The sequence below is a fragment of the uncultured Algibacter sp. genome (genome assembly GCF_947495925.1).
Lineage (GTDB): Bacteria > Bacteroidota > Bacteroidia > Flavobacteriales > Flavobacteriaceae > Algibacter_E.
Map to the genome: position 1 here is coordinate 235103 of NZ_CANMAU010000004.1, position 25065 is coordinate 260167.

General features: G+C 34.8%; 20 protein-coding genes. 6 read left to right on the forward strand and 14 right to left on the reverse strand.

Features of this window, described 5'->3' with window-relative positions; translation table 11 throughout:
- Positions 1-42: 42 nt before the first annotated feature.
- The 3 genes from Q0857_RS10090 to Q0857_RS10100 are packed head-to-tail and all read left to right on the forward strand — an operon-like array spanning position 43 to position 2792.
- The gene (locus Q0857_RS10090; RefSeq protein ID WP_298534627.1) at positions 43-792 is read left to right on the forward strand and encodes an SDR family NAD(P)-dependent oxidoreductase; all 750 of its coding nucleotides are present in this window, start codon (positions 43-45) and stop codon (positions 790-792) included.
- 53 nt (positions 793-845) lie between these two features.
- Positions 846-1892: an FAD-dependent oxidoreductase gene (locus tag Q0857_RS10095; RefSeq protein WP_298534630.1), complete on the forward strand. Its 1047-nt coding sequence runs from the start codon at positions 846-848 to the stop codon at positions 1890-1892.
- 36 nt (positions 1893-1928) lie between these two features.
- Positions 1929-2792 (forward strand): AraC family transcriptional regulator, encoded by an 864-nt coding sequence (locus Q0857_RS10100; RefSeq protein ID WP_298534633.1) that lies wholly within the window; start codon positions 1929-1931, stop codon positions 2790-2792.
- A gap of 1 nt (position 2793) precedes the next feature.
- On the opposite strand, the gene Q0857_RS10105 is transcribed toward Q0857_RS10100, so the two are convergent.
- The 8 genes from Q0857_RS10105 to Q0857_RS10140 all read right to left on the reverse strand — a co-directional run bounded on the left by Q0857_RS10105 (position 2794) and on the right by Q0857_RS10140 (position 11679).
- Positions 2794-3495, reverse strand: a complete 702-nt coding sequence (locus Q0857_RS10105) for a sulfite exporter TauE/SafE family protein (RefSeq protein WP_298534635.1) — start codon at positions 3493-3495, stop codon at positions 2794-2796.
- Position 3496: 1 nt separating this feature from the next.
- Positions 3497-3943: a FixH family protein gene (locus tag Q0857_RS10110; protein WP_298535087.1), complete on the reverse strand. Its 447-nt coding sequence runs from the start codon at positions 3941-3943 to the stop codon at positions 3497-3499.
- A 256-nt stretch (positions 3944-4199) separates the two neighbouring features.
- Positions 4200-5624, reverse strand: a complete 1425-nt coding sequence (ccoG, locus tag Q0857_RS10115) for a cytochrome c oxidase accessory protein CcoG (RefSeq protein WP_298534638.1) — start codon at positions 5622-5624, stop codon at positions 4200-4202.
- A 56-nt stretch (positions 5625-5680) separates the two neighbouring features.
- The gene (locus Q0857_RS10120) at positions 5681-6640 is read right to left on the reverse strand and encodes a cbb3-type cytochrome c oxidase N-terminal domain-containing protein (RefSeq protein WP_298534640.1); all 960 of its coding nucleotides are present in this window, start codon (positions 6638-6640) and stop codon (positions 5681-5683) included.
- A complete protein-coding gene (locus Q0857_RS10125) occupies positions 6637-6825 on the reverse strand; it encodes a CcoQ/FixQ family Cbb3-type cytochrome c oxidase assembly chaperone (RefSeq protein WP_298534642.1) in 189 nt (62 codons plus the stop codon). The genes Q0857_RS10120 and Q0857_RS10125 overlap by 4 nt, the downstream gene beginning before the upstream one ends.
- Positions 6826-6843: 18 nt before the next feature.
- Positions 6844-9033 (reverse strand): cytochrome-c oxidase, cbb3-type subunit I, encoded by a 2190-nt coding sequence (gene ccoN, locus Q0857_RS10130; RefSeq protein ID WP_298534646.1) that lies wholly within the window; start codon positions 9031-9033, stop codon positions 6844-6846.
- Positions 9034-9035: 2 nt separating this feature from the next.
- Entirely contained in the window at positions 9036-9227 is a 192-nt protein-coding gene (ccoS, locus tag Q0857_RS10135; protein ID WP_298534648.1) for a cbb3-type cytochrome oxidase assembly protein CcoS, read from the reverse strand.
- A gap of 67 nt (positions 9228-9294) precedes the next feature.
- Positions 9295-11679, reverse strand: a complete 2385-nt coding sequence (locus tag Q0857_RS10140) for a heavy metal translocating P-type ATPase metal-binding domain-containing protein (RefSeq protein ID WP_298534651.1) — start codon at positions 11677-11679, stop codon at positions 9295-9297.
- Positions 11680-11785: 106 nt separating this feature from the next.
- Here Q0857_RS10140 and Q0857_RS10145 point away from each other — a divergent pair, with 106 nt between their 5' ends.
- Entirely contained in the window at positions 11786-12463 is a 678-nt protein-coding gene (locus Q0857_RS10145) for a Crp/Fnr family transcriptional regulator (RefSeq protein ID WP_298534653.1), read from the forward strand.
- Between the two features lie 30 nt (positions 12464-12493).
- Here the strand turns inward: Q0857_RS10145 and Q0857_RS10150 are convergent, their stop codons facing one another.
- Positions 12494-15658 carry a hypothetical protein gene (locus Q0857_RS10150; protein WP_298534655.1) on the reverse strand — a complete coding sequence of 1055 codons (3165 nt, stop codon included), beginning with the start codon at positions 15656-15658 and terminating at the stop codon, positions 12494-12496.
- 106 nt (positions 15659-15764) lie between these two features.
- On the opposite strand from Q0857_RS10150, the gene Q0857_RS10155 reads away from it, so the two are divergent.
- Both Q0857_RS10155 and Q0857_RS10160 read left to right on the forward strand, forming a co-directional pair.
- The gene (locus Q0857_RS10155; protein ID WP_298534657.1) at positions 15765-16892 is read left to right on the forward strand and encodes a VWA domain-containing protein; all 1128 of its coding nucleotides are present in this window, start codon (positions 15765-15767) and stop codon (positions 16890-16892) included.
- A 2-nt stretch (positions 16893-16894) separates the two neighbouring features.
- Complete coding sequence (locus Q0857_RS10160) at positions 16895-18361, forward strand: magnesium chelatase (RefSeq protein WP_298534659.1); 1467 nt, start codon at positions 16895-16897, stop codon at positions 18359-18361.
- On the opposite strand, the gene Q0857_RS10165 is transcribed toward Q0857_RS10160, so the two are convergent.
- From Q0857_RS10165 to Q0857_RS10185, 5 genes are all read right to left on the reverse strand, one after another.
- Positions 18362-18937: a YdeI family protein gene (locus tag Q0857_RS10165; protein ID WP_298534661.1), complete on the reverse strand. Its 576-nt coding sequence runs from the start codon at positions 18935-18937 to the stop codon at positions 18362-18364.
- A 3-nt stretch (positions 18938-18940) separates the two neighbouring features.
- Complete coding sequence (locus Q0857_RS10170; protein ID WP_298534664.1) at positions 18941-20581, reverse strand: M1 family metallopeptidase; 1641 nt, start codon at positions 20579-20581, stop codon at positions 18941-18943.
- A gap of 33 nt (positions 20582-20614) precedes the next feature.
- Positions 20615-21949: a M28 family peptidase gene (locus tag Q0857_RS10175; protein ID WP_298534667.1), complete on the reverse strand. Its 1335-nt coding sequence runs from the start codon at positions 21947-21949 to the stop codon at positions 20615-20617.
- A gap of 102 nt (positions 21950-22051) precedes the next feature.
- Positions 22052-23854 (reverse strand): acyl-CoA dehydrogenase family protein, encoded by a 1803-nt coding sequence (locus Q0857_RS10180; protein ID WP_298534669.1) that lies wholly within the window; start codon positions 23852-23854, stop codon positions 22052-22054.
- A 17-nt stretch (positions 23855-23871) separates the two neighbouring features.
- Entirely contained in the window at positions 23872-25062 is a 1191-nt protein-coding gene (locus tag Q0857_RS10185) for an acetyl-CoA C-acyltransferase (RefSeq protein WP_298534672.1), read from the reverse strand.
- Between the last annotated feature and the right edge of the window lie 3 nt (positions 25063-25065).

Consider the following 25065-nt stretch of genomic DNA (forward strand, 5'->3'; position numbering starts at 1 on the left):
TCTCATCTTAATTTTGAACCTATAATTAAAACAAAAAATACTATGAAAAAAAGAGCATTAATAATTGGCGGAAGCAGTGGTATAGGGAAAGCAACTGCAAATAATTTACTTGCAGATCATGTTGAAGTGCACATCGTTGGGACTAATTCATTAAAATTGGAAGCCTTTAAAAAGGAGCGCCCAGATAATCTGATAATTCACAAGATTGATATCACAGATTCGACTAGTGTAGATCGTTTAAACGGCATAATTGGTGATTTTGATAATCTTGATTATTTAGTAAATGCTTCAGGGATTTTTGGACCTAAATCATTTTTGGAGCATACAAAGGCAGATTATGATTCTTATTTAGACTTAAATAGAGGGTTCTTTTTTATAACGCAAGCCGCATCAAAAAAAATGTCGGAAACCCAAGGAGGAGCAATTGTAAATGTGGGTTCAATGTGGGCTAAGCAAGCTGTAAAAGCAACACCTTCATCAGCATATTCTATGCAAAAGGCAGGATTACACAGTTTAACCCAACATCTGGCTATGGAACTTGCTGATCATAAAATTAGAGTGAATGCTGTCTCTCCTGCTGTAGTTGAAACACCAGTTTACGAAAGTGTTTTTGGAGGGAAGGTTGAAGCACATGAAGCCTTGCAAAACTTTCATGGTTTTCACCCAGTTGGAAGAAATGGTAAAGCGCAGGATGTTGCGGATACAATTTCATATTTATTATCAGATAAGGCATCATGGATAACTGGAGTTATTTGGGATACTGATGGCGGCGTAATGGCGGGAAGAAATTAAGACTACAATTATTGATATTTAAAACAAAATATTGTAGGTTATCCCAAATATAAATGATAAAAAGAGCGTTTAAACATATTATTATTGGAGCAGGCGTTTCAGGTTTAACGTCTGCTTATCAATTATTACAACAAGGGGAAACGGACTTTTTAGTTTTGGAAGGGCGTCATCGCATAGGCGGACGTATATTTACAGAAAACGATATTGATTTAGGAGCGACATGGTTTCAAGGATACCATGAAAACCTAATTCGATTTATGAAAGAATTAAACATTCAAAAGTTTAATCAGTATTCTGAAGGCCGAAATATTTTGGTTTATAACTCTATGGCTCCGGCACATTATTTTGAAACAGATCAAACTCAATCATCTGCATTTCGAATGGCTGGTGGTTCAAATCTGCTCATAAAAGCATTAGCAAATTCTATTAAAGATAAAATTGTTTTAGATACAACAGTTTCTAGCATTATTGAACAGCCTAACCATGTGAAAATAGTAGCTGGCAAACAAGAGTTTTTATCTAAAAACGTTATCGTTACATTACCACCTAAATTAGCTGTTCAATTAGAGTATTCTCCTAGGTTACCAAAAGAGCTTACAGAGGTAATGGATAAAACGCATACTTGGATGAGTAATGCTATTAAAGTATGTATAAGTTTTAATACGCCGTTTTGGAGAGCTCATGATTTATCAGGAACTATTATTGGGCAAATTGGACCGGTAACAGAGTTATACGATCATACAAATTCAAATCAAACGGTTTTTAGTTTAATGGGTTTCGTTAATGAAGGTTTACGTGATGTTTCTCATGAGGATAGAAAAGAAACTATTTTATTATATCTTCAAAAATATTTAGGAAACGAAATTAGAAACTACATTGGATACGTTGAGAAAGACTGGTCTCAAGATAAGTTTACTAATTGTCAAACTATAAAATCAACTTATATGTTGCCGCAATATGGTAACCAGATGTTTGATGCGTTTTATATGAATGATAAATTACTTTTTTCTGGAACAGAAACATCCCCGGTTTATGGAGGGTACCTAGAAGGAGCTATTTATAGTGGTATTAGAGCTGCGAAATATGTTGTAAATTCATAATCTAAAATTACCCTTAGTTTGGGATCTTATTAATTTATGAAAATAGAGCAATATCATTTACATAAAGAACATCCTGAGAAATTACAATTTCAAATCTATGATTTAGAATCGTATTTAAAAGAAAGTGGCGTACACGCTCAAAAGCCACATTCACATAGCTTTTATCAAATTATTTGGATTTATAACCAAGGCGGAGTTCATTACGTTGATTTTGATGCTTTTAAAGTAGAAAATCAAACGGTACTTTTTGTTTCAAAAAATCAAATACACTATTTTGATAAGGAAGCTTCTCATGAGGGTGTAATTATTCATTTTAATGAAAGCTTTTTGAGCCAATCTGATATCGACATTTTTTTAAAATATAATGTTTTTAATAATATAAGCAGACCATTTCAGTATTTGAATCAAAATACAATTGAATTGGCAACTACTTATCACGATTTAATAAAAGATGAGTTTAGTAAACATAATGCTTTTGGATATCAAGAGGTTATTAGGTATTTATTAAAATCATTACTCATTGTTTTTGAGCGGGCTCATACTGATGTTGAAAAAATATCAGAAGCTCATAATAGTCAGTATAAACTAATGTTTTTGAGATTTAAAGAACTTATAGAAATGCATTATCAAGAGCATTATTCGGTTAAAGATTATGCTCGAGTTCTGAATATGTCCTCTAAAACACTTTCTGTTCTTACCAAAGAAATAAGTAATAAAACACCATCGGTTTTAATTTCGGAACGCCTTATTCTAGAAGCGGAACGATTATTAGCGTTTACAAGCTTGCAAGTAAATGAGATAGCCTATCGCTTGGGATTTGAAGATGCGTCGTATTTTATAAAGTATTTTAAAAGGCATTTAAAAAAATCTCCAAAAGTATACCGCGAGATGCGCTTATAAATCAATGGCACTCTATACCACTAGAAATAGCCTCATGTATTGGAGCGGGGGACAAGTAAGGAATTCCTAAACCTAAACCTCTTAAAATAAAAAGGGCACCAATAATAACTACGAAAACAGGTATTATTTGTTGAATACGCTGTCTGGCATTACCTTTTAAAAAGTTACTCAAATAAATTGCGGTAGTCATTAAAGGGATGGTTCCCATTCCAAAAACCACCATATACAAGCTCCCGTTTAAAGCGTTTCCGCCTGCAATAGCTGCAAAAACGGCCATATAAACAAGACCGCATGGCAGAAAACCATTTAAAAAGCCAATCGTTAAAAAGGTGTCTAACGATTTTTTTTTCATGGCACTACCTAACCAATATTTAACTTTGGATATGCCACCGTAAATAGGTTTTGAAAAATTATATTTGTTAAAAGTTTTCTGAGGAATCAAAACCATCAAAATCATTATTATGCCAATAGCAATAGATAGCTGCTGCTGAAAACCAAAAAGATAAAGACTCCTTCCAATTAAGCCAAAAACAAGCCCTATTAGGCTGTAAGTGAGTAGTCTGCCAATATGGTAAATGGCTATTTGCGATACTTTTTTTACGTGGTTTGTACGGTCAACAGGAAGCATAAAAGCAATCGGGCCACACATGCCCACACAGTGAAAACTTCCTAATAGCCCCAATAAAAATGCCGAAACTAGCATGCTAATAAATTATAGACTTTTTAAATAAATAAGATTTTCCCTTATATTGCCAATCTATTTTAATGTTCCAACGACCATCTACCAAACGATTGTCAGGTATGAGCAAATAAGAATTAGACAATGAAATAGCAGTTTCAAAGTCTAGTTGTTTGTTAGATGGTCTATATAGGAACACTTTTCCTGTAATATTTTTATAGTTGAATGATTCTGGAAATTTTACACGTAATCCTGCATCGCTCTTTTCATAACTTATGTTTTCTTCAAGCGTTTTAGCGTTATTCAGCTTGTCAATATCATTCTGGTAAGCCAATTCTTCGGCATAATAATCTTCAGTAACCAATTCGTGCTCAAAATCCTCGCTCACATTCATAGTAATAATAAAGTATAGGATAAACGAAATAAACCCTATAAACGCCAATACAATTCCGGTACCCCAATTAAACTTCATCATTATTTGTTTTAGTTATCCTGAACTTGTTTCAGGATCTCATTTCTTTTATTCTGGCATTTCCCTCGTTACCTCGGGTCAGGCTTTTCGTTATATCTTTCATGTACAGAACTTGTTTCAGTATCTCTTCAAGTTAAAGCTTAAATATTAATTTATATTCATAATTAAACTTATCTACTGTTACAAAAAAGGATGTCATTACAATCCTTAATGCACTTAATTACTAAAGTTGGTCTTTATTGTTTATTGTTGATCATTATTTAAAACTCCGTGGGCCTAAAAAGTTGGCTGTTGTCGTTTCTATTAATTTATCACCTTGATAAACACCAATTTTTATTTTATTTCTATCACCAGTTAAGGCCGAATTATTAATCTCAATAAACAATGTGCCTTCAGCAAGTCCTTGACTAGGTACAACAAAATCATTACGAGTAGCAACCAGTTTTAGTTCGCCCTTATGAGACATTAATTTTAAAGTCACATTTTCAATATCATTGGATGTTTTATTCACCAATTTATAAGTAAATACATTGCTTATTATGTTATTCTCTTTGTGCTCATATAATTGCCCTGGTAATCTTAATACATTAGCCTCGACATCATTTCTTAAAAATAACATACCTATAAGTAAACCAATCATAATAGCTAAAACGGCAATATAACCTTTCATTCTAGCTGTGAGTTTAAAAGGCGTTTTCTTTTCTATGTTTTCTTCGCTAGCATAACGTATTAATCCTTTTGGAAGATTAATACTTTCCATAATATGGTCGCATTCATCAATACATGCCGTGCAATTCACACATTCTAATTGTGTCCCATTTCTAATATCAATTCCTGTGGGGCATACATGTACACATTGCAAGCAATCAATACAATCCCCATGTCCTAAGGAGTTTCGGTCTTCATTTTTTCTGAATTTTTTTCTTCCATTTTCGCCCTCACCACGTTTATGGTCGTAGGCAACAACTATGGATTTGGTATCTAAAAGAACGCCTTGTAATCTTCCGTAAGGACAAGCAATAACACAAACCTGTTCTCTAAACCATGCAAAGACAAAATAAAAAACAGCCGTAAAAATGGTTAATGAAACTAAGGTGTTTAAATGTGTAGTAGGACCATCGGTAATATATCTGATGAGCTCATCGCTTCCAATTAAATAGGCTAAAAATACATTCGCTATAATGAATGATATCATGGCGAATATGATAAATTTTAGTCCTTTCTTTTTTATTTTTTCAGCATCCCATTTTTGTCTGGCAAGTTTACGCTGTTTGTTTCTATCTCCTTCAATCCAATATTCAATTCTTCGGAAAACCATTTCCATAAAAATAGTTTGAGGACAAATCCAACCACAAAAAATTCTACCAAAAGCGACTGTAAACAAGGTGATAAAAATCACCCCAATAAGCATAGAAATAACAAACAAATGGAAATCTTGAGGCCAAAACGGGAACCCAAAAATATTGAAACGACGTTCCAATACATTGAACATTAAAAACTGGTTTCCATTAATTTTAATAAACGGAGAAAGTAAAAGGAAGGCTAGTAAAAAGTAACTAATTAACTTTCTGTATTTATAGAACCTCCCAGAAGGTTTTTTTGGGAATACCCAAGCCCGTTTACCATCTTCATTAATGGTTCCAATGGAGTCTCTGAATATTTCGTTTTCTGGGGTTTCCAAAGCGTAGTGATTTAAGACCTTAGAAAGCTATTAAACGTTCTAAGGTCCATCATTGTTTAGTTTGCTAGAGTTACTTGTGTAGAATCAACAACAGTTTCAATTGCTGTTTCTTCTATGCTTTCGTCCGAAGTTGTCTCAGAACTATCATCAACCATGAGATCACCTTCTGGATCTTTTGGGTTGGCAGGTGTAGTTCCTTGGAACGTTAGAACATAACTAGCTACTTGAGCTATTTCTAAAGGTTTTAATTGTGTTTTCCAGGCAATCATACCTTTTCCTGAACGTCCACCTTCAGACACTGTTTTAAATATACTTTTAATATCTCCACCTAAAATCCAGTGTTTATCTGTTAAGTTTGGCCCAATACCACCACCACCATCGGCCATGTGACAAGCCACACAATTGGTTTCAAATGTCTTTTTTCCAGCAGATAAATCGGCAGCCTCAGTAAGCTGTGTAACTGTATTTACATCAACCAATCCTTTTGCTGTTTTTTTATATGCTTCAATAGCTGTTCGAGCTTCAACTAATTCTGTTTCTAATTCATCAATTTGTGACGGACCATTAAATACATGATATCTTAAAAGGTATACAGCGGCAAAAACAATGGAAATATAAAAACCATAAAGCCACCATGGTGGTAAGTCGTTATCTAATTCTTTAATACCATCATAATTATGGTCTAAAATAATTTCACCTTCTTCTTCAATAGGTTTCTGACCAAGAAGTTTATTATACGTTTCTTTTAACCATGTGAATTTTACTGAACTTTCTTTTTCAGCTAAGAAGCGCGCTTTAGCTTCTTCGTCAAGTTTATGAAGCATAACATTTTCTAGTGCTCCAACAATAGCTTCTATAGCTATAAGTATGAGTAATACTAGAAGTAAAAAAAGCATGACTACCGGATATTCTACAAATGCTGGTTTGTCTCCAGAGTCTATAAAGAATTCAACAGCTCCAAAAATGATAAAGAATACTATTGGAACACGAATCCAAGATGGAACTAAATTTCTCATGATATATCGTTGTTTTGGTGGTTATCTAATGGAATATGACTTACTGTTTTTATATAGTCTTTTTTAGCGGTAAATACCCACCAAAAGAGTGCTACAAAAAAGATAAAAAAGATAAGTAAGGAGATTATAGGGTATATCTCTATACCCGCTATAGTCTCCATATGATTTTTTATATATTTTAACATGATGCTCTGTTTTGTGGGTTATTGATGAGAATCTACTTTAATGTCAGTCCCTAAGCGCTGTAGGTAAGCTATAAGAGCAACAATTTCTCTGTTTTTCATCTCAATGAAATCCTCCCCGTCTTCGGCAGCCGACTTTTTATCAGCTTCGTAAGCGGTTACAAAATCAGGGTCGGCATATAAATTCTGCTCAATTTGAGCGCCTTGCTCATCCATACTTTTTTGTGCATTGGCAATGTCTTCACCTGTATAAGGTACGCCTAAACTTACCATAGTTTCCATTTTGGCTTCAGTTTGAGATTTATCTAGCTCACTACTACTACCCGTGATCAACCAAGGGTAACGTGGCATGATAGAACCCGATGAGGTACTCTGCGGATCATACATATGATTGAAATGCCAGTTGTCGGAATACTTAGCACCGATACGATGTAAATCTGGCCCGGTACGTTTACTTCCCCAAAGAAATGGGTGATCGTAAACATATTCCCCGGCTTTTGAGTATTCGCCATAACGTTCCACCTCATGTCTAAACGGACGAATCATCTGTGAATGACAGCCCACACAGCCTTCTCTAATATAAATATCACGCCCTTCCAATTCCAATGGTGTATATGGTTGTACGCTAGCAATAGTTGGTATATTAGATTTCACCATAATGGTTGGAACAATTTGAATTATACCACCAATTAAAATAGCCACTGTTGCTAAAATGGTTAATTGAATCGGTCTTCTTTCTAACCAAGTATGCCACCCCTCATTAGAAGTACGTTTGTTGGTTACTTTTTCTAAGGCTGCTGCTTCAGCCAATTCATCTTCAACTTTACTTCCTCGCTTAATCGTAACTATAATGTTATAAACTAGGATAAGCATACCCAATATGTACATGGTGCCTCCAATAGCACGCATCCAATACATTGGTATTATTTCGGTAACAGTTTCTAAGAAGTTACCGTATACTAACGTACCATCTGGATTAAACTGTTGCCACATGGAGTACTGCGTAAATCCAGCAACATACATAGGAAGAGCATAGATAATAATACCCAAAGTTCCTAACCAGAAATGTAAGTTAGCTAATGCTAATGAGTATAATTTTGTTTTAAATAAACGCGGAATTAAATAGTAAATAATACCAAAAGCCATAAAGCCATTCCATGCTAAAGCACCAACGTGTACGTGGGCGATAATCCAATCGGTAAAGTGTGCTACGGCATTTACATTTTTTAAAGATAAGGTTGGTCCTTCAAATGTAGCCATGCCATATCCGGTTATTGCTACAACCATAAATTTTAATACAGGGTCCACTCGAACTTTATCCCAAGCACCACGCAAGGTTAAAAGACCGTTTATCATACCACCCCAAGAAGGCATAAGAAGCATAACTGAGAAGGCAACACCTAAATTTTGTGCCCATTCGGGTAAAGCTGTATATAATAAATGATGAGGTCCTGCCCAGATATAAATAAAAATTAAAGACCAAAAGTGAACTATAGAAAGCCTGTATGAGTATACGGGTCTGTTAGCTGCTTTCGGTACAAAATAATACATTAACCCTAAAAATGGTGTGGTTAAAAAGAATGCCACAGCATTATGACCGTACCACCATTGTACTAAGGCATCTTGTACACCCGCATAAACCGAGTAACTTTTCATAGCACTCACAGGTAACTCTAAACTATTGAAAATATGAAGTACAGCAACGGTAACGAATGTCGCCAAGTAAAACCAGATAGCTACATATAAGTGACGCTGTCTACGTTTTAAAATAGTCCAAATCATATTAACACCAAAAACAACCCAGATAAGAGCAATAGCAATATCAATAGGCCATTCAAGTTCTGCATACTCCTTTGACGTAGTATATCCTAAAGGGAGTGATATGGCTGCTGCAACTATAATAAGTTGCCACCCCCAAAAGTTGATGTTACTTAATAAGTCGCTTGCCATACGTGTTTTGAGTAAACGCTGAAGCGAATAATAAACACCAGCAAACATGGCGTTTCCAACAAAAGCAAAAATGACAGCATTGGTGTGTAATGGTCTTAATCTACCAAAACTTAACCATGAAATACCATCGGTAAGATTTGGGAATAGAAACATAAATGCGAGTAGTAAACCTACCGCCATTCCTACAACACCAAAAATTATTGTGGCATAAAGGAATTTAGTAACGATTTTGTTATCGTAATGAAACTGTTGCATTTCCATAATTAATTATTAGTCTTTTTGGTTAGTACTGTTTTTCGTGGTTTATCTTTTATGAGTTCGTCTTCAAATAACATGCGAACTGAAGGGGTGTAGCTGTCATCGTACTGACCACTTTTTACAGCCAAAACAAAAGCTATAAAAAAGCCAATAGCAACGATAATGCTTATTGCTAGCAAAATATATATAACACTCATACCTAATTGAAGTTATGGTTCAAAAGTAATTTTATACGCATTTGTAAAATATGATTTTTATCATGTTTTAACAAGCTTCTTTAAGTTTTTTTCCTACTAAATTTGTAGCTATTGTGGTGAAAATTACAATGCTTATTGAACTTAAAGGCATTAGTATTGCGGCAATCACGGGAGCTAATTGTCCCGTAACGGCAAAATATAATCCGATAGAATTGTATATGATGGATAAAACGAAACTCCATTTGATAATTTTGATAGCAGATTTAGAGATTTTAATAAACTTAAATAAGTTATTAAATTGAGACGCATCTAAAATAGCATCACATGCAGGTGAAAACACATTCACATCTTCAGAAATTGCAAAGCCTACATTACTCTGCGCAAGTGCTCCCGCATCATTTAATCCGTCACCAATCATTAATACTTTTGCTCCCGAATTTTGATGATGTTTTATGTACTCTAATTTATCTTCTGGCTTCTGATTAAAGAAAATCTTAGTTTTAGAAGGAAGTAATTTGATGAGATTTTCTTGCTCTCCAGCGTTATCACCAGAAATAATAGCTAAATCATAATCTTTTTTTAATTGATTAAAAAGTTTAGAAAGCCCTTTTCTATATTGATTGTAAAATGTAAATTTTCCTTTGTAAGTGTTATTTGCACACACATGAACAGCTGTATTTAAAGCAGTAGTTTCAGACGCTAATCCTACATAAGATGCCGAACCTATCTTGATAGAATCATGGTTTTTATTAGATTCAATGCCTTTACCTATATGTTCTTGGTAATTATCTAAGGTGATGATATCATGTTCGTCTAAGAGATTATAAAGAGATCTGCTTAAAGGGTGGTTTGAGTTCCTTAAAGTGCTTTTTAATAAAATTTCTTCATCAATAGAAAGGTTGGAACCCTCATAAGTAATGGATGTTTCTTTATTGGCTGTAATTGTACCTGTTTTATCAAAAATAATAGTATTAATGGCTGCTAACTGCTCAATAACTAATGCATTTTTTGCATATAGTTTTTCTTTTCCAAAAATGCGTAATAAATTCCCAAAAGTAAAGGGGGCCGCTAATGCAATGGCGCAAGGGCAGGCTATAATTAAAACAGCAGTGAAAACATTAAGCGCTTTAGAGCTATCAACATATAGCCAATAGGATGTAGCGATTAGAGCTATGGTAAGTAGGGTTATAGTGAATCGTTTGCTAATAGCGTTAGTGATATTGGTAAATCCATCTTCCTTGTTTTTATTAAATACATCGTTACTCCAGAGTTGTGTTAAGTAACTTTGTTCTACTGTTTTTAAGACATCTACTTCAATGCTACCATATAATTGCTTACCTCCGGCAAATAGTTTGTCTCCAGATGTTTTTGACACAGCTTCAGATTCGCCGGTAACAAAACTATAATCGATCTGAGCATTACCATTAATTAAAATACAATCTACGGGGATAAGCTCTTCATTTCTAATCAATAATCTGTCTCCTTTTTTAATATCATACACTTGAATAGATTCTTCTTTGCCTTGTTCAGAAATTTTAGTTATCCCGATAGGGAAATATGATTTATAATCTCTTTCAAACGATAAATAACTATAGGTTTTCTGCTGAAAGAACTTACCAACTAAGAGGAAGAATATTAATCCAGATAAACTATCAAAAAAGCCTGTCCCTAAGTTGAATACTATTTCGGCAGTACTTCTAATAAAAAGGACAGATGCCCCCAATGCTATGGGTACATCAATATTTAAGATACCAGATTTTAATCCTTTGTAGGCTGAAATAAAATAGTCTTGTGCGCAATAAAAAATAACAGGTAAAGAAAAGCTAAACATAAGCCACCTAAAAACAGGTGCATATTGTTCTATCCAAAACCCGTTAACTTGGAAATACTCCGGGAATGATAAAAACATGATGTTACCAAAGGCAAAACCAGCAATACCTAATTTGTATATCAAAGACCGGTCTACATTTTTTTTGCCAACACTATAATCATCTAAACTTATAAATGGTTCATAACCAATTTTACTTAGGAGTTTTACCAGGTTTTTCAAACTAAGATTTTCACTATGGTAAGTGATCCTAACATTTTTTTTGCCAAAATTTACAATGGAAGCAGAAACAGCTGGATTTAGTTTATTCAAATTTTCTAAAATCCATATGCAGGAACTGCAGTGAATATGTGGAATATAAAGCGTAACAATCTGAGTTTTATCGTCACTAAACTCTAATAACGTATCAACAATTTTTTGATTATCCAAAAAGTTGTATTTACCCTCTACCTCTTTTGGTGAGGCTCCAGGTGCGTTCTGTAAATCGTAATAACAAGTTAAATCGTTTGCAGAAAATATCTCGTAAACAGTTTTACAACCATTACAACAAAAAGATTTGTCATCATAGACAATTTCAGATTCAGATGAATCCAATCCGCAGTGGAAACATGATTGATGTTCCATAAAAATTTGCTCAATTATACCTGATACAAAAATGAAAAGTTAGTGAATAATTTAATATGATATCTGTCATGTTTTATTTATTTTTACACTACTCTAATATTTAGTTATGGGCAAATGTGAACAATGTATAATTAAGCAGTTTAACTCTTTGAAGGCTCTTACAAAAGATGAGCTTGTGCGTATTTCTGGTTGTAAAACGTCAAGGACAATTAAAAAAGGCGAGGTTATTTTTGAAGAAGGAGAAACGTTAAATGGAGTTTATTGCGTGAAAGATGGTATTTGCAAGCTCTCTAAGTTAAGTGAGAATGGTAAAGATCAAATTGTAAAGATGGTTGTTAAAGGCCAGCTTTTAGGACAACGTTCCTTGATTAGTGAAGAAGCTTCCAACTTACAAGCAACGGCGTTAAATGATATGGAAGTTTGCTATATCCCTAAGAGTGAGATATTTGCTGATTTACAAAAGAATTCAAAGTTTTCTATGGAAGTTCTTAAGGATATGGCTCATGATTTAAGAGATTCAGATGATATTATAGTTAATATGGCCCAAAAGTCGGTAAGGCAGAGATTGGCAGAAACCTTAGTGTATATAAGTGATAGTTTTGGCACTAATCCAGATGGGACTTTAAGTGTGTTATTATCTCGCGAGGATTACGCAAATATTGTTGGTACGGCTACTGAATCAGCCATAAGAGTCCTTTCTCAATTCAAAAAGGAGGGGTTAATTTCTACTGTTGGAAAATATATTAAAATAGAAAATAGCGCTGGTTTAAAACGTATAGAATAAAAAAAGCTCTGATTTAGATCAGAGCTTTTTTTACTGACCGATTATGAAACGCCTCGTTTCTTTAAATGGAGAGAGTGATATAAACTCCATATCTTTTTTATATGTTTTCCAGTTGTTTTCAAAAAAAATATTGGTTTTGTTTAGAGCATCTTTTAAAGCTGCTTTTCCTTGTGAAGTTAGTGTTTTTTCTGTAGTCGTTGAACCTTTAGGTCTTGATTCTATATAGGTTTTCGCTAGGCTGAGTCTAGTTTTTACATTTGGAATAGAACTTCTTACAATCCCTTGCCGTTTATCTTCTTTACCTAAAAACATATCTATTATTTGATTAATACTATTAACTATTTCTTCAGAAGATTTGATAGCAAGGTCATATTTTTCTTTATTCAATTGCGTTAGTTTTGTTTTATAGTTCTGAGCAATTGATTTACTCTCATTTAGTTGCATAACGGCATCAGCCATAAGTTGCTCCATGTTTTCAAGCTCTTTTAGTTCTGCAAAAGTTTTATCAATGACTTGGGTTGAATTCTCAATTCTAGGGTCACTTTTTACTGTGATATTGTTCTTTGATTGGATTGTTCCATAGTTAATAACCAATTGATAAATACCTGGTTTTACCTTTATTCCTGAGTTTTCTTTATTGCTAAAGCTTTCTTTTCTAGACGTTTTATCAGGTCCTTTTTCAGTTAAATCCCAATTCAATTTATGAATTCCTGATTTTTTTGGTGTTTCTGTTTTAAGTGTTCTAATCAAACGACTACCATCATAAATTTTTAAAGTCAGTGAATCTTTAATCGTACTATTAGTAGAATCACTCTCTGGCTTATGTTCTTGGATATTTAAATAATACGAAATACGGGCATATCGTTCTCTGTTTTCGCCATTATAAGTGGCGTCTGCTCCAAAACGACTATAAGGTCTTTGATAAGCAGCGAGATAAGCCACTGGAGGTTCAAAAAGAGTAAGACTATCATTGAGGATTGAAGCATTTTTAGCTATGGCTCTTAACGGTCTAATATCATCCAATATCCATGCGGACCTACCGAATGTTCCGATTATTAAATCATCCTCTCTAGGATGAATTATTAAATCTTTTACTGATACTGTTGGAAAACCTTCAGTCCATTTTTTCCAGGCATCACCGGCATTAACTGAGACATATAATCCATCATCAGTACCTAAGAATAAAAGGTTAGAATTTTCTCTATCTTCAATAATTGATAAGGTGTAACTTTTAACATCAGATGCGTCAACAATACGCTTCCATGTTTTTCCATAATCAGTCGTTTTGTAAGCATAGGGTTCATAATTAAAACGTCTATAGTCATTGGCTATCAATAATGCTTCTCCTTTATTTTTGTTTGATGCTTTAATTTGAGGAATCCAAGAACCCTTAGGCAAACCCTTAATATTTCCTGAGATATCCTTCCAAGATTCACCTCCATTTTGAGTGATATGTACTTTGCCATCATCCGTGCTCACCCAGAGCATATCTTTTTCTAAAGGAGAAGGTTCAATAACTAGTATTGTACAATGGTTTTCAGCACCAGTGGCATCAATAGTGAGTCCTCCGCTATTAGCCTGATTTAATTTGTTAGGGGCATTCGTTGTTAAATCATCCGAAATTATTTTCCAAGTAAGACCTTTGTCTGTTGATTTATGAACAAATTGACTTCCAAAATATAAAGTGTTATTACTAAACGGATCTATGTTGATAGCAGCGTTCCAATTAAATCTTAAAAGAACATTGGGGTTAGGGTGTGTTGGCTTTACTTTAAAATTGTTTCCAGTCTTAGAGTCGTAGTAATAAACTGATCCTTGTTGGCTCATAGACCATCCAAATCTGCTATTGGCTTTATCTGGAATAACATCAAAACCATCGCCAAAACTAATTTCTTGCCAATACGAATTTCGTATGCCTTGATATTTCCAAACATAAGCAGGTCCTTTATGAGATCCGTTATCTTGCATACCTCCATAAACATTATAAGGAATATCATTGTCAATATTAATATGGTAAAACTGGGCTACCGGTAAATTGCCTATAAATCGCCAGGACTTGCCACCATCTTTAGTTATGTTAAGCCCACCGTCATTACCGTCAATCATAAAATTACCATTGTTCGGGTGAATCCACCAAGCGTGATGATCGGCGTGAACACCTCTATTGGTGTTGTATGCAGGCATAAGTTTTGTAAAGTTTTTTCCTCCATCTTCACTCACGTTAACATAAGTGAAAATGGAGTAAACTCGGTTTTCGTTTTGAGGATCTACGTATATTTCAGAATAATAAAATGGTCTATCCCCTTTATCTTTTTTATCATTTATTTTTTTCCATTTGAATCCCCCATCTTCACTTTTGTAAAGGGCATTTTTTTTGGCTTCAACCAAAGCATAAATTACGTCGGGTTTATTCTTAGCTATGGCAATACCAATTCGCCCCAGATCTCCTTTGGGGAAACCATCCTTTTCGGTGACCTTTTTCCAGTTCTCACCACCATCATAAGTTATATGTAAACCGGAGCCTTTACCACCAGATTTAAAAAACCAAGGCTCTCTTTTATGTTCCCACATTGCTGCAATAAGTTTGTTTGGGTTCGTTGGGTCCATAACTAAATCTGCAGCACCAGTTTTCTCATTACTAAACAAGGTTTTTACCCATGTTTGGCCTCCGTCAGTTGTTTTATAAACACCACGCTCCATATGTTCACCCCAAGGAGAACCAATTGCCGCTACATATACGACGTTTGGATTTGTAGGGTCAATAATAACTCTATGAATATGACGTGTTTTTTCTAAACCCATTAACTTCCAGGTTTTACCAGCATCTAAAGATCGATATATACCATAACCTCCATTCAAACTATTTCTCGGATTACCTTCGCCAGTGCCTACCCATATAACGCTAGGGTTAGACTGCTGAATCGCTACAGCTCCTATTGATGCCGTCACCTCATTTTCAAAAATAGGTTCCCATTTAATGCCTCCAGAGCTTGACTTCCACAAACCTCCAGAAGCTGTGCCCGCATATATTATGTCGGGATTGCTCAGCACGACATCAATAGAGGTAACTCTACCAGACATGCCTGCCGGTCCAATATTCCTAGGTTTCATGTTTGCTAATAAATCCATGGCCAATTCTTGGCCAAATGCAGCGAAAGACAGAGCACAAATTATTAAAAAGAAGGTATTTTTCATTGTGGCTAATTTTACTTTCGAAAATAGTGAAAACTTATCATAGCATTATTTAAATAAATGTTAATGCTTTATATGTCTCTTTTTTTTATAGTATTTTTATACTGCTATGAAGAAAAAAGAATTACCTAGAAGGGGTTTTGTGTTTAAAAAATACGAAGCGCCCAATATTTCTCCTTTTGATAAGCTTTTTGAAATTTTCAAAGAACTTATTACGCACACTTCAGGTGATTTTGATGAAGCTATTAATTGGTTAAGAGAATTAGATAAGGAGTATAACTTAACTACTGCTGAGTATACTATTGAAGATTTTATTGAAGATTTAAAAAAGAAAGGTTTTATTCGAGAGGAAATAGATCCTGATGGAAACGGTGAAATCGCTATTACAGCAAAAACTGAGCGTGCTATTAGGCAGCAAGCACTTGATCAAATCTTTGGGAAAATAAAACGAAGTGGGCAAGGAAACCATAAAAGCAAAAGCCCTGGTTTGGGAGATGAGCATACAGGTGATTATAGAGGATATCAATTTGGTGATGCTTTGGATAAGGTTTCTATGACAGAGAGTTTAAAGAATGCTCAAATAAGTCATGGTATTGGAGATTTTACAATGTCTGAAGATGATTTAGTTGTTGAGGAAACCATGCATAAATCGCAAATGAGTACAGTACTCATGATTGATATTAGTCATAGTATGATTTTATATGGAGAAGATAGAATTACTCCTGCTAAAAAAGTGGCTATGGCATTGGCGGAACTCATAACAACACGTTATCCTAAAGACACCTTAGATATCTTAGTATTTGGAAATGATGCATGGCAAATTGAAATTAAAGATTTACCTTATTTAAAAGTTGGACCATATCATACGAATACCGTTGCCGGTTTACAATTGGCCATGGATTTGCTTAGACGAAAACGTAATACGAATAAACAAATTTTTATGATTACAGATGGTAAACCAAGTTGCCTGAGGCTTCCGGATGGAGACTATTATAAAAACAGCATGGGTTTAGATACTCATATTGTAAATAAATGTTATGCCATGGCGCAACAAGCACGAAGGTTACACATTCCTATAACCACATTTATGATTGCTCAGGATAATTACCTCATGCAATTTGTTAGAGAGTTTACTTATGCCAATCAAGGGAAAGCATTTTACACAGGCCTTAAAGGGCTTGGTGAAATGATTTTTGAGGATTACGAAACAAATAGAAAAAAAAGAATTAGAGGATAAATATGAAAATAGAAAATATTAAAACTTTAGGAGCCTTAAAAGAATTTGGGTACGCGAGTAAATCTATAAAAGATGAATTAAGAGATAATTTAATTCATAAAATAAAGAACAAAGAAACCACTTTTGAAGGGGTACATGGTTACCAAAACACAGTGATTCCAGAACTAGAAAGAGCTATTTTATCAAGACATAATATAAACCTTTTGGGATTGCGAGGTCAGGCAAAAACGCGATTAGCGCGTTTAATGCTAAACTTATTGGACGAGTATATACCGTATGTTCAGGGTTCTGAAATTAATGACGACCCATTTAAACCAATTAGCAGATTCGCGATAGAACTTATTAAACGAGAAGGTGATTACACACCCATTTCATGGCTACATAGAAGTGATCGATTTGCCGAAAAATTAGCAACACCTGATGTTACAGTCGCTGATATTATTGGAGATGTAGATCCTATAAAAGCGGCGAATTTAAAGTTGAGTTACGCAGATGATCGTGTAATTCATTATGGTATGATACCTAGAGCAAACCGTTGCATTTTTGTAATTAACGAACTCCCTGATCTACAGGCTAGAATTCAAGTGGCATTGTTTAATATTTTACAAGAAGGCGATATTCAAATAAGAGGGTTTAAGCTAAGGTTACCTCTTGATATTCAATTTTTATTTACTGCAAATCCAGAAGATTATACCAACAGAGGAAGTATTGTAACGCCTCTAAAGGATAGAATAGGTTCTCAGATTTTAACGCACTACCCTGAAGATATAGAGACAGCTAGAATGATTACGCAGCAGGAAGCTAGTATTGTAGAAAGTCAAAACAGCACGGTAATCGTTCCCGACTTAGCTAGAGATTTGTTAGAGCAAATTGTTTTTGAGGCCAGAGAATCCGAGTTTATAGATGCTAAAAGTGGTGTAAGTGCTCGATTAAGTATTACCGCTCTGGAGAATCTTTTAAGTACTGCAGAAAGACGTGCTTTAATTGCTGGAGATGGTCAAACCTGTTTGCGTTTATCCGATTTTGTTGGTATTATTCCATCCATTACTGGTAAAGTTGAATTGGTTTATGAAGGTGAACAAGAGGGGGCTGCTATTGTGGCTTATAATTTAATAGGGGAGGCAGTTAAGAGTTTATTTCCAGAATTTTTTCCAGGTATTGAAAAACTCAAAAAGCAAGACGAAAACAGTCCTTATGATGATATTGTCTCTTGGTTTTTTAATTTAAAAGATGGTATTGAGCTTATGGATGATTTACATGATAAAGAATATAAAGACCTTTTAAGTTCAATATCACCTTTGGATGACTTACTTGATGAATATCAACCTAATTTATCAAAACAAGATAGTTACTTCGTTAAAGAGTTTGTGCTTTGGGCGTTAGTTGAATTTAAACAATTGAGCAAAAAAAGATTTACGGAAGGTATTCAGTTTAAAGACCCTTACGGCAGTTTTATAAATGGAATTTAATTACCAGTTATCTCTGCTTTTTATATTATTTGCGCATAATTCAATGATTAGTTTTATGCGCTTTTTTTTGGTCTCTTCGCGTTTCGCACTGTGCAGCCACGATAAATAGCCTTTTTTATATCCCTTTGAAAAGTTTTGATAGTTTTCAAAAGCATGAGGGTTTTTGTCAAAGGCAGCTTTTAAATTATCAGGAATAACGCCATTTTCAACATCATCCATTGCTGTCCACGTACCCGTTTCTTTAGCTAGCTCGATCATATCATACCCAGATTGATGAATTAACCCTGCTTTATTTAATTCATCAATGTATTTTTTGTTTAAGGCGCTCCATGTACTTTTTGGGTTTCTTGGACAAAAGTATTGACGCCTCTTTCCGTTGCCCAAACTTTTTACTGTAGAATCTATCCAACCAAAACAAAGTGCTACTTTAACAGCTTCTTCCCAGCGCATGGTAGGTACATTTAGTTCCAGTTTATAAAAAATAAGATATACCGCTTTTTCTTTGGAATGATTGTTCAATAACCAGTCGTACCAATCTGTGTCACGATCAAAATGCAGTTCAAGTAAATTTGTCAAAACTTAAATTTTTTTAGATTCAATATAAAAGTTAGGGTTAACTTCGAAAGAAACTATTTTAGATTCAGTTTTAAGTATATTCCATTCTTTTTTAGGATACAGCCATTGTTCATCTTCATTGATTTTTATTTTAATAGGCATGTCAAAGCCGTCTACTATGCTAGTCCAACGATACTTAAGCCCTTTTTTACTCAGCTCATATTCTAAGGTTGGGATTTGTATTGTTCTTAAATACTGATTAAAAAATGCTGATAAATCAATTTCAGAATGTTTGCTTACATAATTTTCTATTTGTTCTGTAGTCACGGTTTGATGGTAAAATGTAGTGTTTAAGCCTTGCAATATATCCCGCCATTTTTTATCGTCTTCCACAAGTTGCCTTATGGTGTGTAACATATTAGAGCCTTTAAAGTACATGTCTGACGAGCCTTCGCTATTCACATTATAATTCCCTATTATGGGTTTATCGTTAGCAATGTTTTTACGCGTTCCTATAACGTATTCAGAAGCAGCCTCTTTGCCATAATAATAGTCTAGAAACAAACTCTCAGAATAAGCTGTAAAGCTTTCATGTATCCACATATCCGCGATGTCTTTATTCGTGATATTATTTGCAAACCACTCATGACCAGATTCGTGAATAATGATGAAATCAAATTTCAACCCCCAACCAGTTCCCGACCAATCTTTGCCTAAATAGCCATTTTTATATTGATTACCATAAGTGACAGAACTTTGGTGTTCCATACCTAAATAAGGAACTTCTACGAGTTTGTACCCATCTCTATAAAATGGATACTGGCCAAACCAATATTCGAAGGCTTTCATCATTTTAGGGGCGTCCTTAAAATGTTCCTTTGCTTTTTCTAAGTTATCTTTCAAGACGTAGTAATCCATGTCTAGATTTCCTGCCATCCCATTATAAACTTCAGAGAAATGTGTGTAGTCAGCAATATTAATGTTAACCCCATAATTGTTTATTGGACTTTTTACAACCCATGTATAGGTTTTGGTATCTTCAATGCGTTCAACACTTCTAAGTCTTCCGTTTGAGACATTCATTAACTTTGCAGGAACGTTTACACTTATTTGCATACTGTCAACTTCGTCATACATATGGTCTTTACAAGGCCACCAAACGCTAGCGCCTAAACCTTGGCATGAAGATGCAATAAAGTGATTTCCGTTGTTATCTTTTTTCCATGAAATCCCACCATCCCAAGGTGCATTTACAGCTTCTCTTGGATGGCCTTCATAATAAACATCAATACTCATTATAGAATCAATATGTTGTATGTTTTCTAATGTGATGAAATGAGCATTACCGTCATGCTTAATTAGTAAGTCTTTATTGTTTTGAATGGCTTTAGTTAGTTTTAAAGGTGGTTGAAGATCAATTTGTAAGATAGAATCCTGTTTAAGTACTCTATACTGAATGGCGTTTTTACCAGAGATGAATTTGTTATCAGGATCAACTTTTATATCTAAATGATAATAAGTAAGATCCCACCATTCACGCTGAGGTGTAATACTACCTCTGAGTGTATCTTGTCTTGTGAATTCAGAGGTTTCACTAAGCAATTGTGCGTTTGTAATTTGTGTGGATAGCAGTACTAGAATGATTGCTAATAGACGTTGTTTCATGCGTATGTTCTTTATTATAAATAGATGCGTCTTCTAATCTCTTAATATTTGATTTGGAAATGTAACTACGCTTTCAAATCCATTTTTCCCTATAGAAGAAATACCAAAAAAGTGATTATCAATAACTATACCTTCTAATAAGAATTCACTAATATCTCCTACATAACGGCTATTATCCCAAGTAGGGGAGGTTGTATCTCTCCAATAAATTTTATAGCCAATAGCACCATCAACTTTATCCCATTTAAACTTAGCAGCAGGTTCTACTATACCACCAATAGCAATGTTTTTAGGTTTAGGTGGAGCCCATGCTAGGCTTGCTAAGTTTATAGCATTAACGGCAGTCAGTTTTTTTGCATATTCAAAATTTACATGGTCTATAACATCCCCATATTTTATACCATCCTCTTCTCTGATGTCTTGATGTTGTTGTGTGTAATTTTCATGCGCTTCCATAATCCGAATACCTGCATATCCTAAATCATTAAAAGGTCGGTGATGACCACCGCGTCCAAAACGATCCAGTCTGTAAACCATCATTGGGCTCATTTCTGGCATGTACGATTTAGTGGTTTTATGAACATAGCGCGCTAACTGTCTTGAAATACCATCTACTTCCCCTCCATAAAAACGTCTAAGAGTACGCTGGCGCTCAGTCTCATTAGGCGGAGTTGGTTCAGAAAAAATTCTGAAGGTACGGTTGTCAATAATACCATCAACACCAGAAATATTCCCAATCATATCATTATTTAAAATGCCAATAATGTCCCAGTTCTTTTCTTTAGCAAACCTGGCTAATCCTGCACCACCAAATAAACCTTGTTCTTCTCCAGAAAGACCAACATAAACAATACTACTTTCAAATTTATACTGGCTTAAAACTCTTGCAGTTTCTATGGTTCCAGCCATTCCAGAAGCATTATCATTTGCGCCAGGGGCGTCGGTAGTGAAGTCCATGGTGTCGCTTCCTCTGGAATCAATGTCACCACTCATAATAACATATCTGTTTGGGTATTTAGTTCCTTTCTGAATGGCTACAACATTTACAACCCATGCATCATGAGGGACTCTGCCGTTCGCTTCTTTAGTTACAAAATCCTTTTGGTAGAAAACATCAATACAATTATTGCATGATTTAGAAATGGCTTCAAATTCAGACTTTATCCAGCGGCGAGCGGCACCAATACCTCTGGTATTCGAAATAGTATCACTAAAGGTATTTCTAGTGCCAAAATTTACTAGCGTTTGAATGTCGCTTTCTATTCTCTCTGCTGAAATACTATTAATTATATCGTATACTTTTAATGAAGATTGGCCGTGACAAACATGTAACAGGCAGAAAGCAAAAATAAAAAGGAATGGTTTCATGTTTTTTCTTTAAAAATACTGAAAATAAAAGCGCTTCAAAAACAATTTTGACGCGCTTTTTAAATTTGAGTTAGTCACTATTCTGTTTTAATACAAATAGTATTAGAAACAATATTTATTTTCTTTAATCACATTTTCAGCAATAATATGTCTAAGTTCTATGATGTTGGGCATGTTAACATATTTGATATAGCGCTTTAAGCCCATAAGCATCATACGTTGTTCATCTCCAGTCGAGAATGAGATTATGGAATGTTTACCAGCAGTTTCTATAACATCAATGGCATGGAATAAGTTTAATTTTGCCATGGCTATTTGTTCTTTTACTTGGTTTTCTCCTTCTTTTTTAGCCATTTTTTCCGCTCTAAGTATAGCTGATTCAGCTAAATAAATTTGAATGAGTATATCTGAAGCTGCAAGCATGAGTTGTTGTTGCTGTTCAATTTTTTCCCCATACTTCTGTAAGGCTGCTCCAGCAACCATTAAGAATAATTTCTTTAAGTTTTTTATGATATTTTTCTCTTCTGAAAACAACGCTGAATAATCAGGAACATCAAAAGAAGGGATTCCTACCAATTCGTCTTTTACCGCCATGGCAGGTGTTAAAACATCTACATGACCTTTCATGGCTTTTTTAATGAGCATACCAATAGAAAGCATTCTGTTAATTTCATTGGTGCCTTCATATATTCTTGATATTCTTGCATCTCTCCAGGCAGATTCTATAGGTGTTTCTTCAGAGAAACCCATCCCTCCATAAATTTGAATACCTTCGTCTGTACATTTTTGAATAAACTCCGAAATGGCTACTTTAAGTATGGAACACTCAATAGCGTATTCTTCAACACCTTTAAGTTCAGCTTCTTGATGCGAATCTTTACCATTATTTTTTCTCAGTTCAATTCTATCTTCAATATTTTTAGACGCTCTATAGGTTGCTGCTTCACCTACCCAGCAGTTTGTAGCCATTTCAGCAATTTTTTGGCGAATAGCTCCAAAATTAGAGATTGGAACTTTAAATTGAATACGTTCGTTTGCATATTTAACAGACTCTGTAATAGTTCGCCTTTGGGCATCAAGGCATGCAGCAGCAAGTTTTATTCTCCCAACATTTAAGGCGTTCATAGCTATTTTAAAACCATTACCTCTAGTAGAAAGCATGTTTTCAATGGGAACTACCGTATCATTAAAGAATACTTGTCTTGTCGAAGATGCACGGATTCCTAATTTATGTTCCTCTTCACCCATGGTAATCCCATTAGGGTTTTCAGGATCATATTCAACGATAAAACCAGTAATGTTTTTATCATTTTCGATACGCGCAAATACAATCATCAACCTACAAAAACCAGCATTTGAAATCCACATTTTCTGGCCGGTAATTTTATATGTTTTTCCATCTTCAGAAAGAACAGCTTTTGTTTTTCCCGAATTGGCGTCACTACCCGCACTAGGCTCAGTTAGACAATAAGAACCGAACCATTCTCCAGAGGCTAATTTAGGTACATATTTTTGCTTTTGTTCTTCATTACCATATAGTGTAATTGGCATAGTTCCAATTCCTGTATGAGCTCCAAAAGCTGTACTAAACGACCCTGTTGCGCCAGAGATAAAATCGCAAACAAGAACGGTATCTACAAAACCCATTCCCATACCTCCATATTCTTCAGGAACAGAAATACTTAGAAAACCAAGGTCTCCGGCTTGCCTCATACAAGATTCAGTTAGCGCATAATCTTTTTTTTCAAATTGAGCTTTTTTAGACCAAACTTCTCTATCTATAAATTCTGTTACAGCTTCTTTCATCATAAGCTGATCTTCATTAAAGTCTTCTGGAGTGAAAATATCTTCACATTCAATTTCTTTTACTAAGAATTGACCGCCACGTAAAATGTCTTTTTCCATTACTTATTTTTTGTTTTTTAGTTTAAAAATTCGAAGATACCGCAAGCTCCCTGCCCGGTTCCAACACACATGGTCACTGCGCCATACTTGCCTTTCATGTCTCTTTTGCGCATTTCATCAAAGAGTTGAACAGAAAGTTTTGCACCTGTACAACCCAGTGGATGCCCTAGAGCAATAGCCCCACCGTTCACATTAATTAAATCAGGATTTAGATCTAATTCTCTAATTACGGCAATAGATTGCGATGCAAAGGCTTCATTAAGTTCTATTAATTCTAGGTCGTTTTGTTTTAAACCAGCTTGATTTAACGCTTTAGGAATAGCTTTTACTGGACCAATACCCATAATTCTTGGTTCTACGCCTGCAGCGGCATAACTTACCAATCTAGCTATAGGTTCAAGGTTAAGTTCTTTTACCATGTCTTCACTCATAACCATAACAAAGGCTGCGCCATCACTCATTTGAGAAGAGTTACCCGCAGTTACACTTCCGCCTTGCGCAAATACAGCTCTTAATTTAGCCAATGCTGCTAAACTAGTTCCTGCTCTTGGGCCTTCATCTTTACTCACAGTATAAGACTTTGTCGCTTTTTTTTCGTTAGAATCAATATAGGTTTGTTCAACTTCAATGGGCACAATTTGATCTTGAAAACGATTTTCAGCTTGCGCTTTTAAAGCCTTCATATGAGAATTATATGCGAATTCATCTTGATCTTCTCGAGAAACTTTAAACTGATTTGCAACCGCTTCGGCTGTATTTCCCATGCCCCAATAGTAATCTTCATGCCCTGCACTCACTGTGTCATAATTTAACTCTGGCTTATAACCAGTCATTGGGACAGAACTCATGCTTTCGGCACCCCCAGCAATAATGCAATTCGCCATTCCTGCTTGGATTTTAGCTGCTGCAATTCCAATAGTTTCAATTCCTGAAGAACAAAACCTATTTACAGTAACCCCCGGAACTTCAATACTATTTAATCCAATTAATGATATAAACCGAGCCATGTTCAGGCCTTGAGAACCTTCAGGCATGGCATTACCAACAATAACATCGTCAATTCTACTTACATCAAGATTAGGCAACTCTTTCATCATGTGTTGAATGGTTTCAGCACCTAATTCATCGGCTCTTTTAAATCGAAATACACCTTTTGGTGCTTTTCCCACAGCGGTTCTATATGCTTTTACTATATATGCTTGTTTCATTGC

What these genes read in the sequence shown, in the direction of transcription:
- Q0857_RS10090 (WP_298534627.1), top strand. Translation starts at nt 43, where the DNA reads ATGAAAAAAAGAGCATTAATAATTGGCGGAAGCAGTGGTATAGGGAAA.
- Q0857_RS10095 (WP_298534630.1), top strand. Translation starts at nt 846, where the DNA reads ATGATAAAAAGAGCGTTTAAACATATTATTATTGGAGCAGGCGTTTCA.
- Q0857_RS10100 (WP_298534633.1), top strand. Translation starts at nt 1,929, where the DNA reads ATGAAAATAGAGCAATATCATTTACATAAAGAACATCCTGAGAAATTA.
- Q0857_RS10105 (WP_298534635.1), bottom strand. Translation starts at nt 3,495, where the DNA reads ATGCTAGTTTCGGCATTTTTATTGGGGCTATTAGGAAGTTTTCACTGT.
- Q0857_RS10110 (WP_298535087.1), bottom strand. Translation starts at nt 3,943, where the DNA reads ATGAAGTTTAATTGGGGTACCGGAATTGTATTGGCGTTTATAGGGTTT.
- Q0857_RS10120 (WP_298534640.1), bottom strand. Translation starts at nt 6,640, where the DNA reads ATGAGAAATTTAGTTCCATCTTGGATTCGTGTTCCAATAGTATTCTTT.
- Q0857_RS10125 (WP_298534642.1), bottom strand. Translation starts at nt 6,825, where the DNA reads ATGTTAAAATATATAAAAAATCATATGGAGACTATAGCGGGTATAGAG.
- ccoN (WP_298534646.1), bottom strand. Translation starts at nt 9,033, where the DNA reads ATGGAAATGCAACAGTTTCATTACGATAACAAAATCGTTACTAAATTC.
- ccoS (WP_298534648.1), bottom strand. Translation starts at nt 9,227, where the DNA reads ATGAGTGTTATATATATTTTGCTAGCAATAAGCATTATCGTTGCTATT.
- Q0857_RS10140 (WP_298534651.1), bottom strand. Translation starts at nt 11,679, where the DNA reads ATGGAACATCAATCATGTTTCCACTGCGGATTGGATTCATCTGAATCT.
- Q0857_RS10145 (WP_298534653.1), top strand. Translation starts at nt 11,786, where the DNA reads ATGGGCAAATGTGAACAATGTATAATTAAGCAGTTTAACTCTTTGAAG.
- Q0857_RS10150 (WP_298534655.1), bottom strand. Translation starts at nt 15,658, where the DNA reads ATGAAAAATACCTTCTTTTTAATAATTTGTGCTCTGTCTTTCGCTGCA.
- Q0857_RS10155 (WP_298534657.1), top strand. Translation starts at nt 15,765, where the DNA reads ATGAAGAAAAAAGAATTACCTAGAAGGGGTTTTGTGTTTAAAAAATAC.
- Q0857_RS10160 (WP_298534659.1), top strand. Translation starts at nt 16,895, where the DNA reads ATGAAAATAGAAAATATTAAAACTTTAGGAGCCTTAAAAGAATTTGGG.
- Q0857_RS10170 (WP_298534664.1), bottom strand. Translation starts at nt 20,581, where the DNA reads ATGAAACAACGTCTATTAGCAATCATTCTAGTACTGCTATCCACACAA.
- Q0857_RS10175 (WP_298534667.1), bottom strand. Translation starts at nt 21,949, where the DNA reads ATGAAACCATTCCTTTTTATTTTTGCTTTCTGCCTGTTACATGTTTGT.
- Q0857_RS10180 (WP_298534669.1), bottom strand. Translation starts at nt 23,854, where the DNA reads ATGGAAAAAGACATTTTACGTGGCGGTCAATTCTTAGTAAAAGAAATT.
- Q0857_RS10185 (WP_298534672.1), bottom strand. Translation starts at nt 25,062, where the DNA reads ATGAAACAAGCATATATAGTAAAAGCATATAGAACCGCTGTGGGAAAA.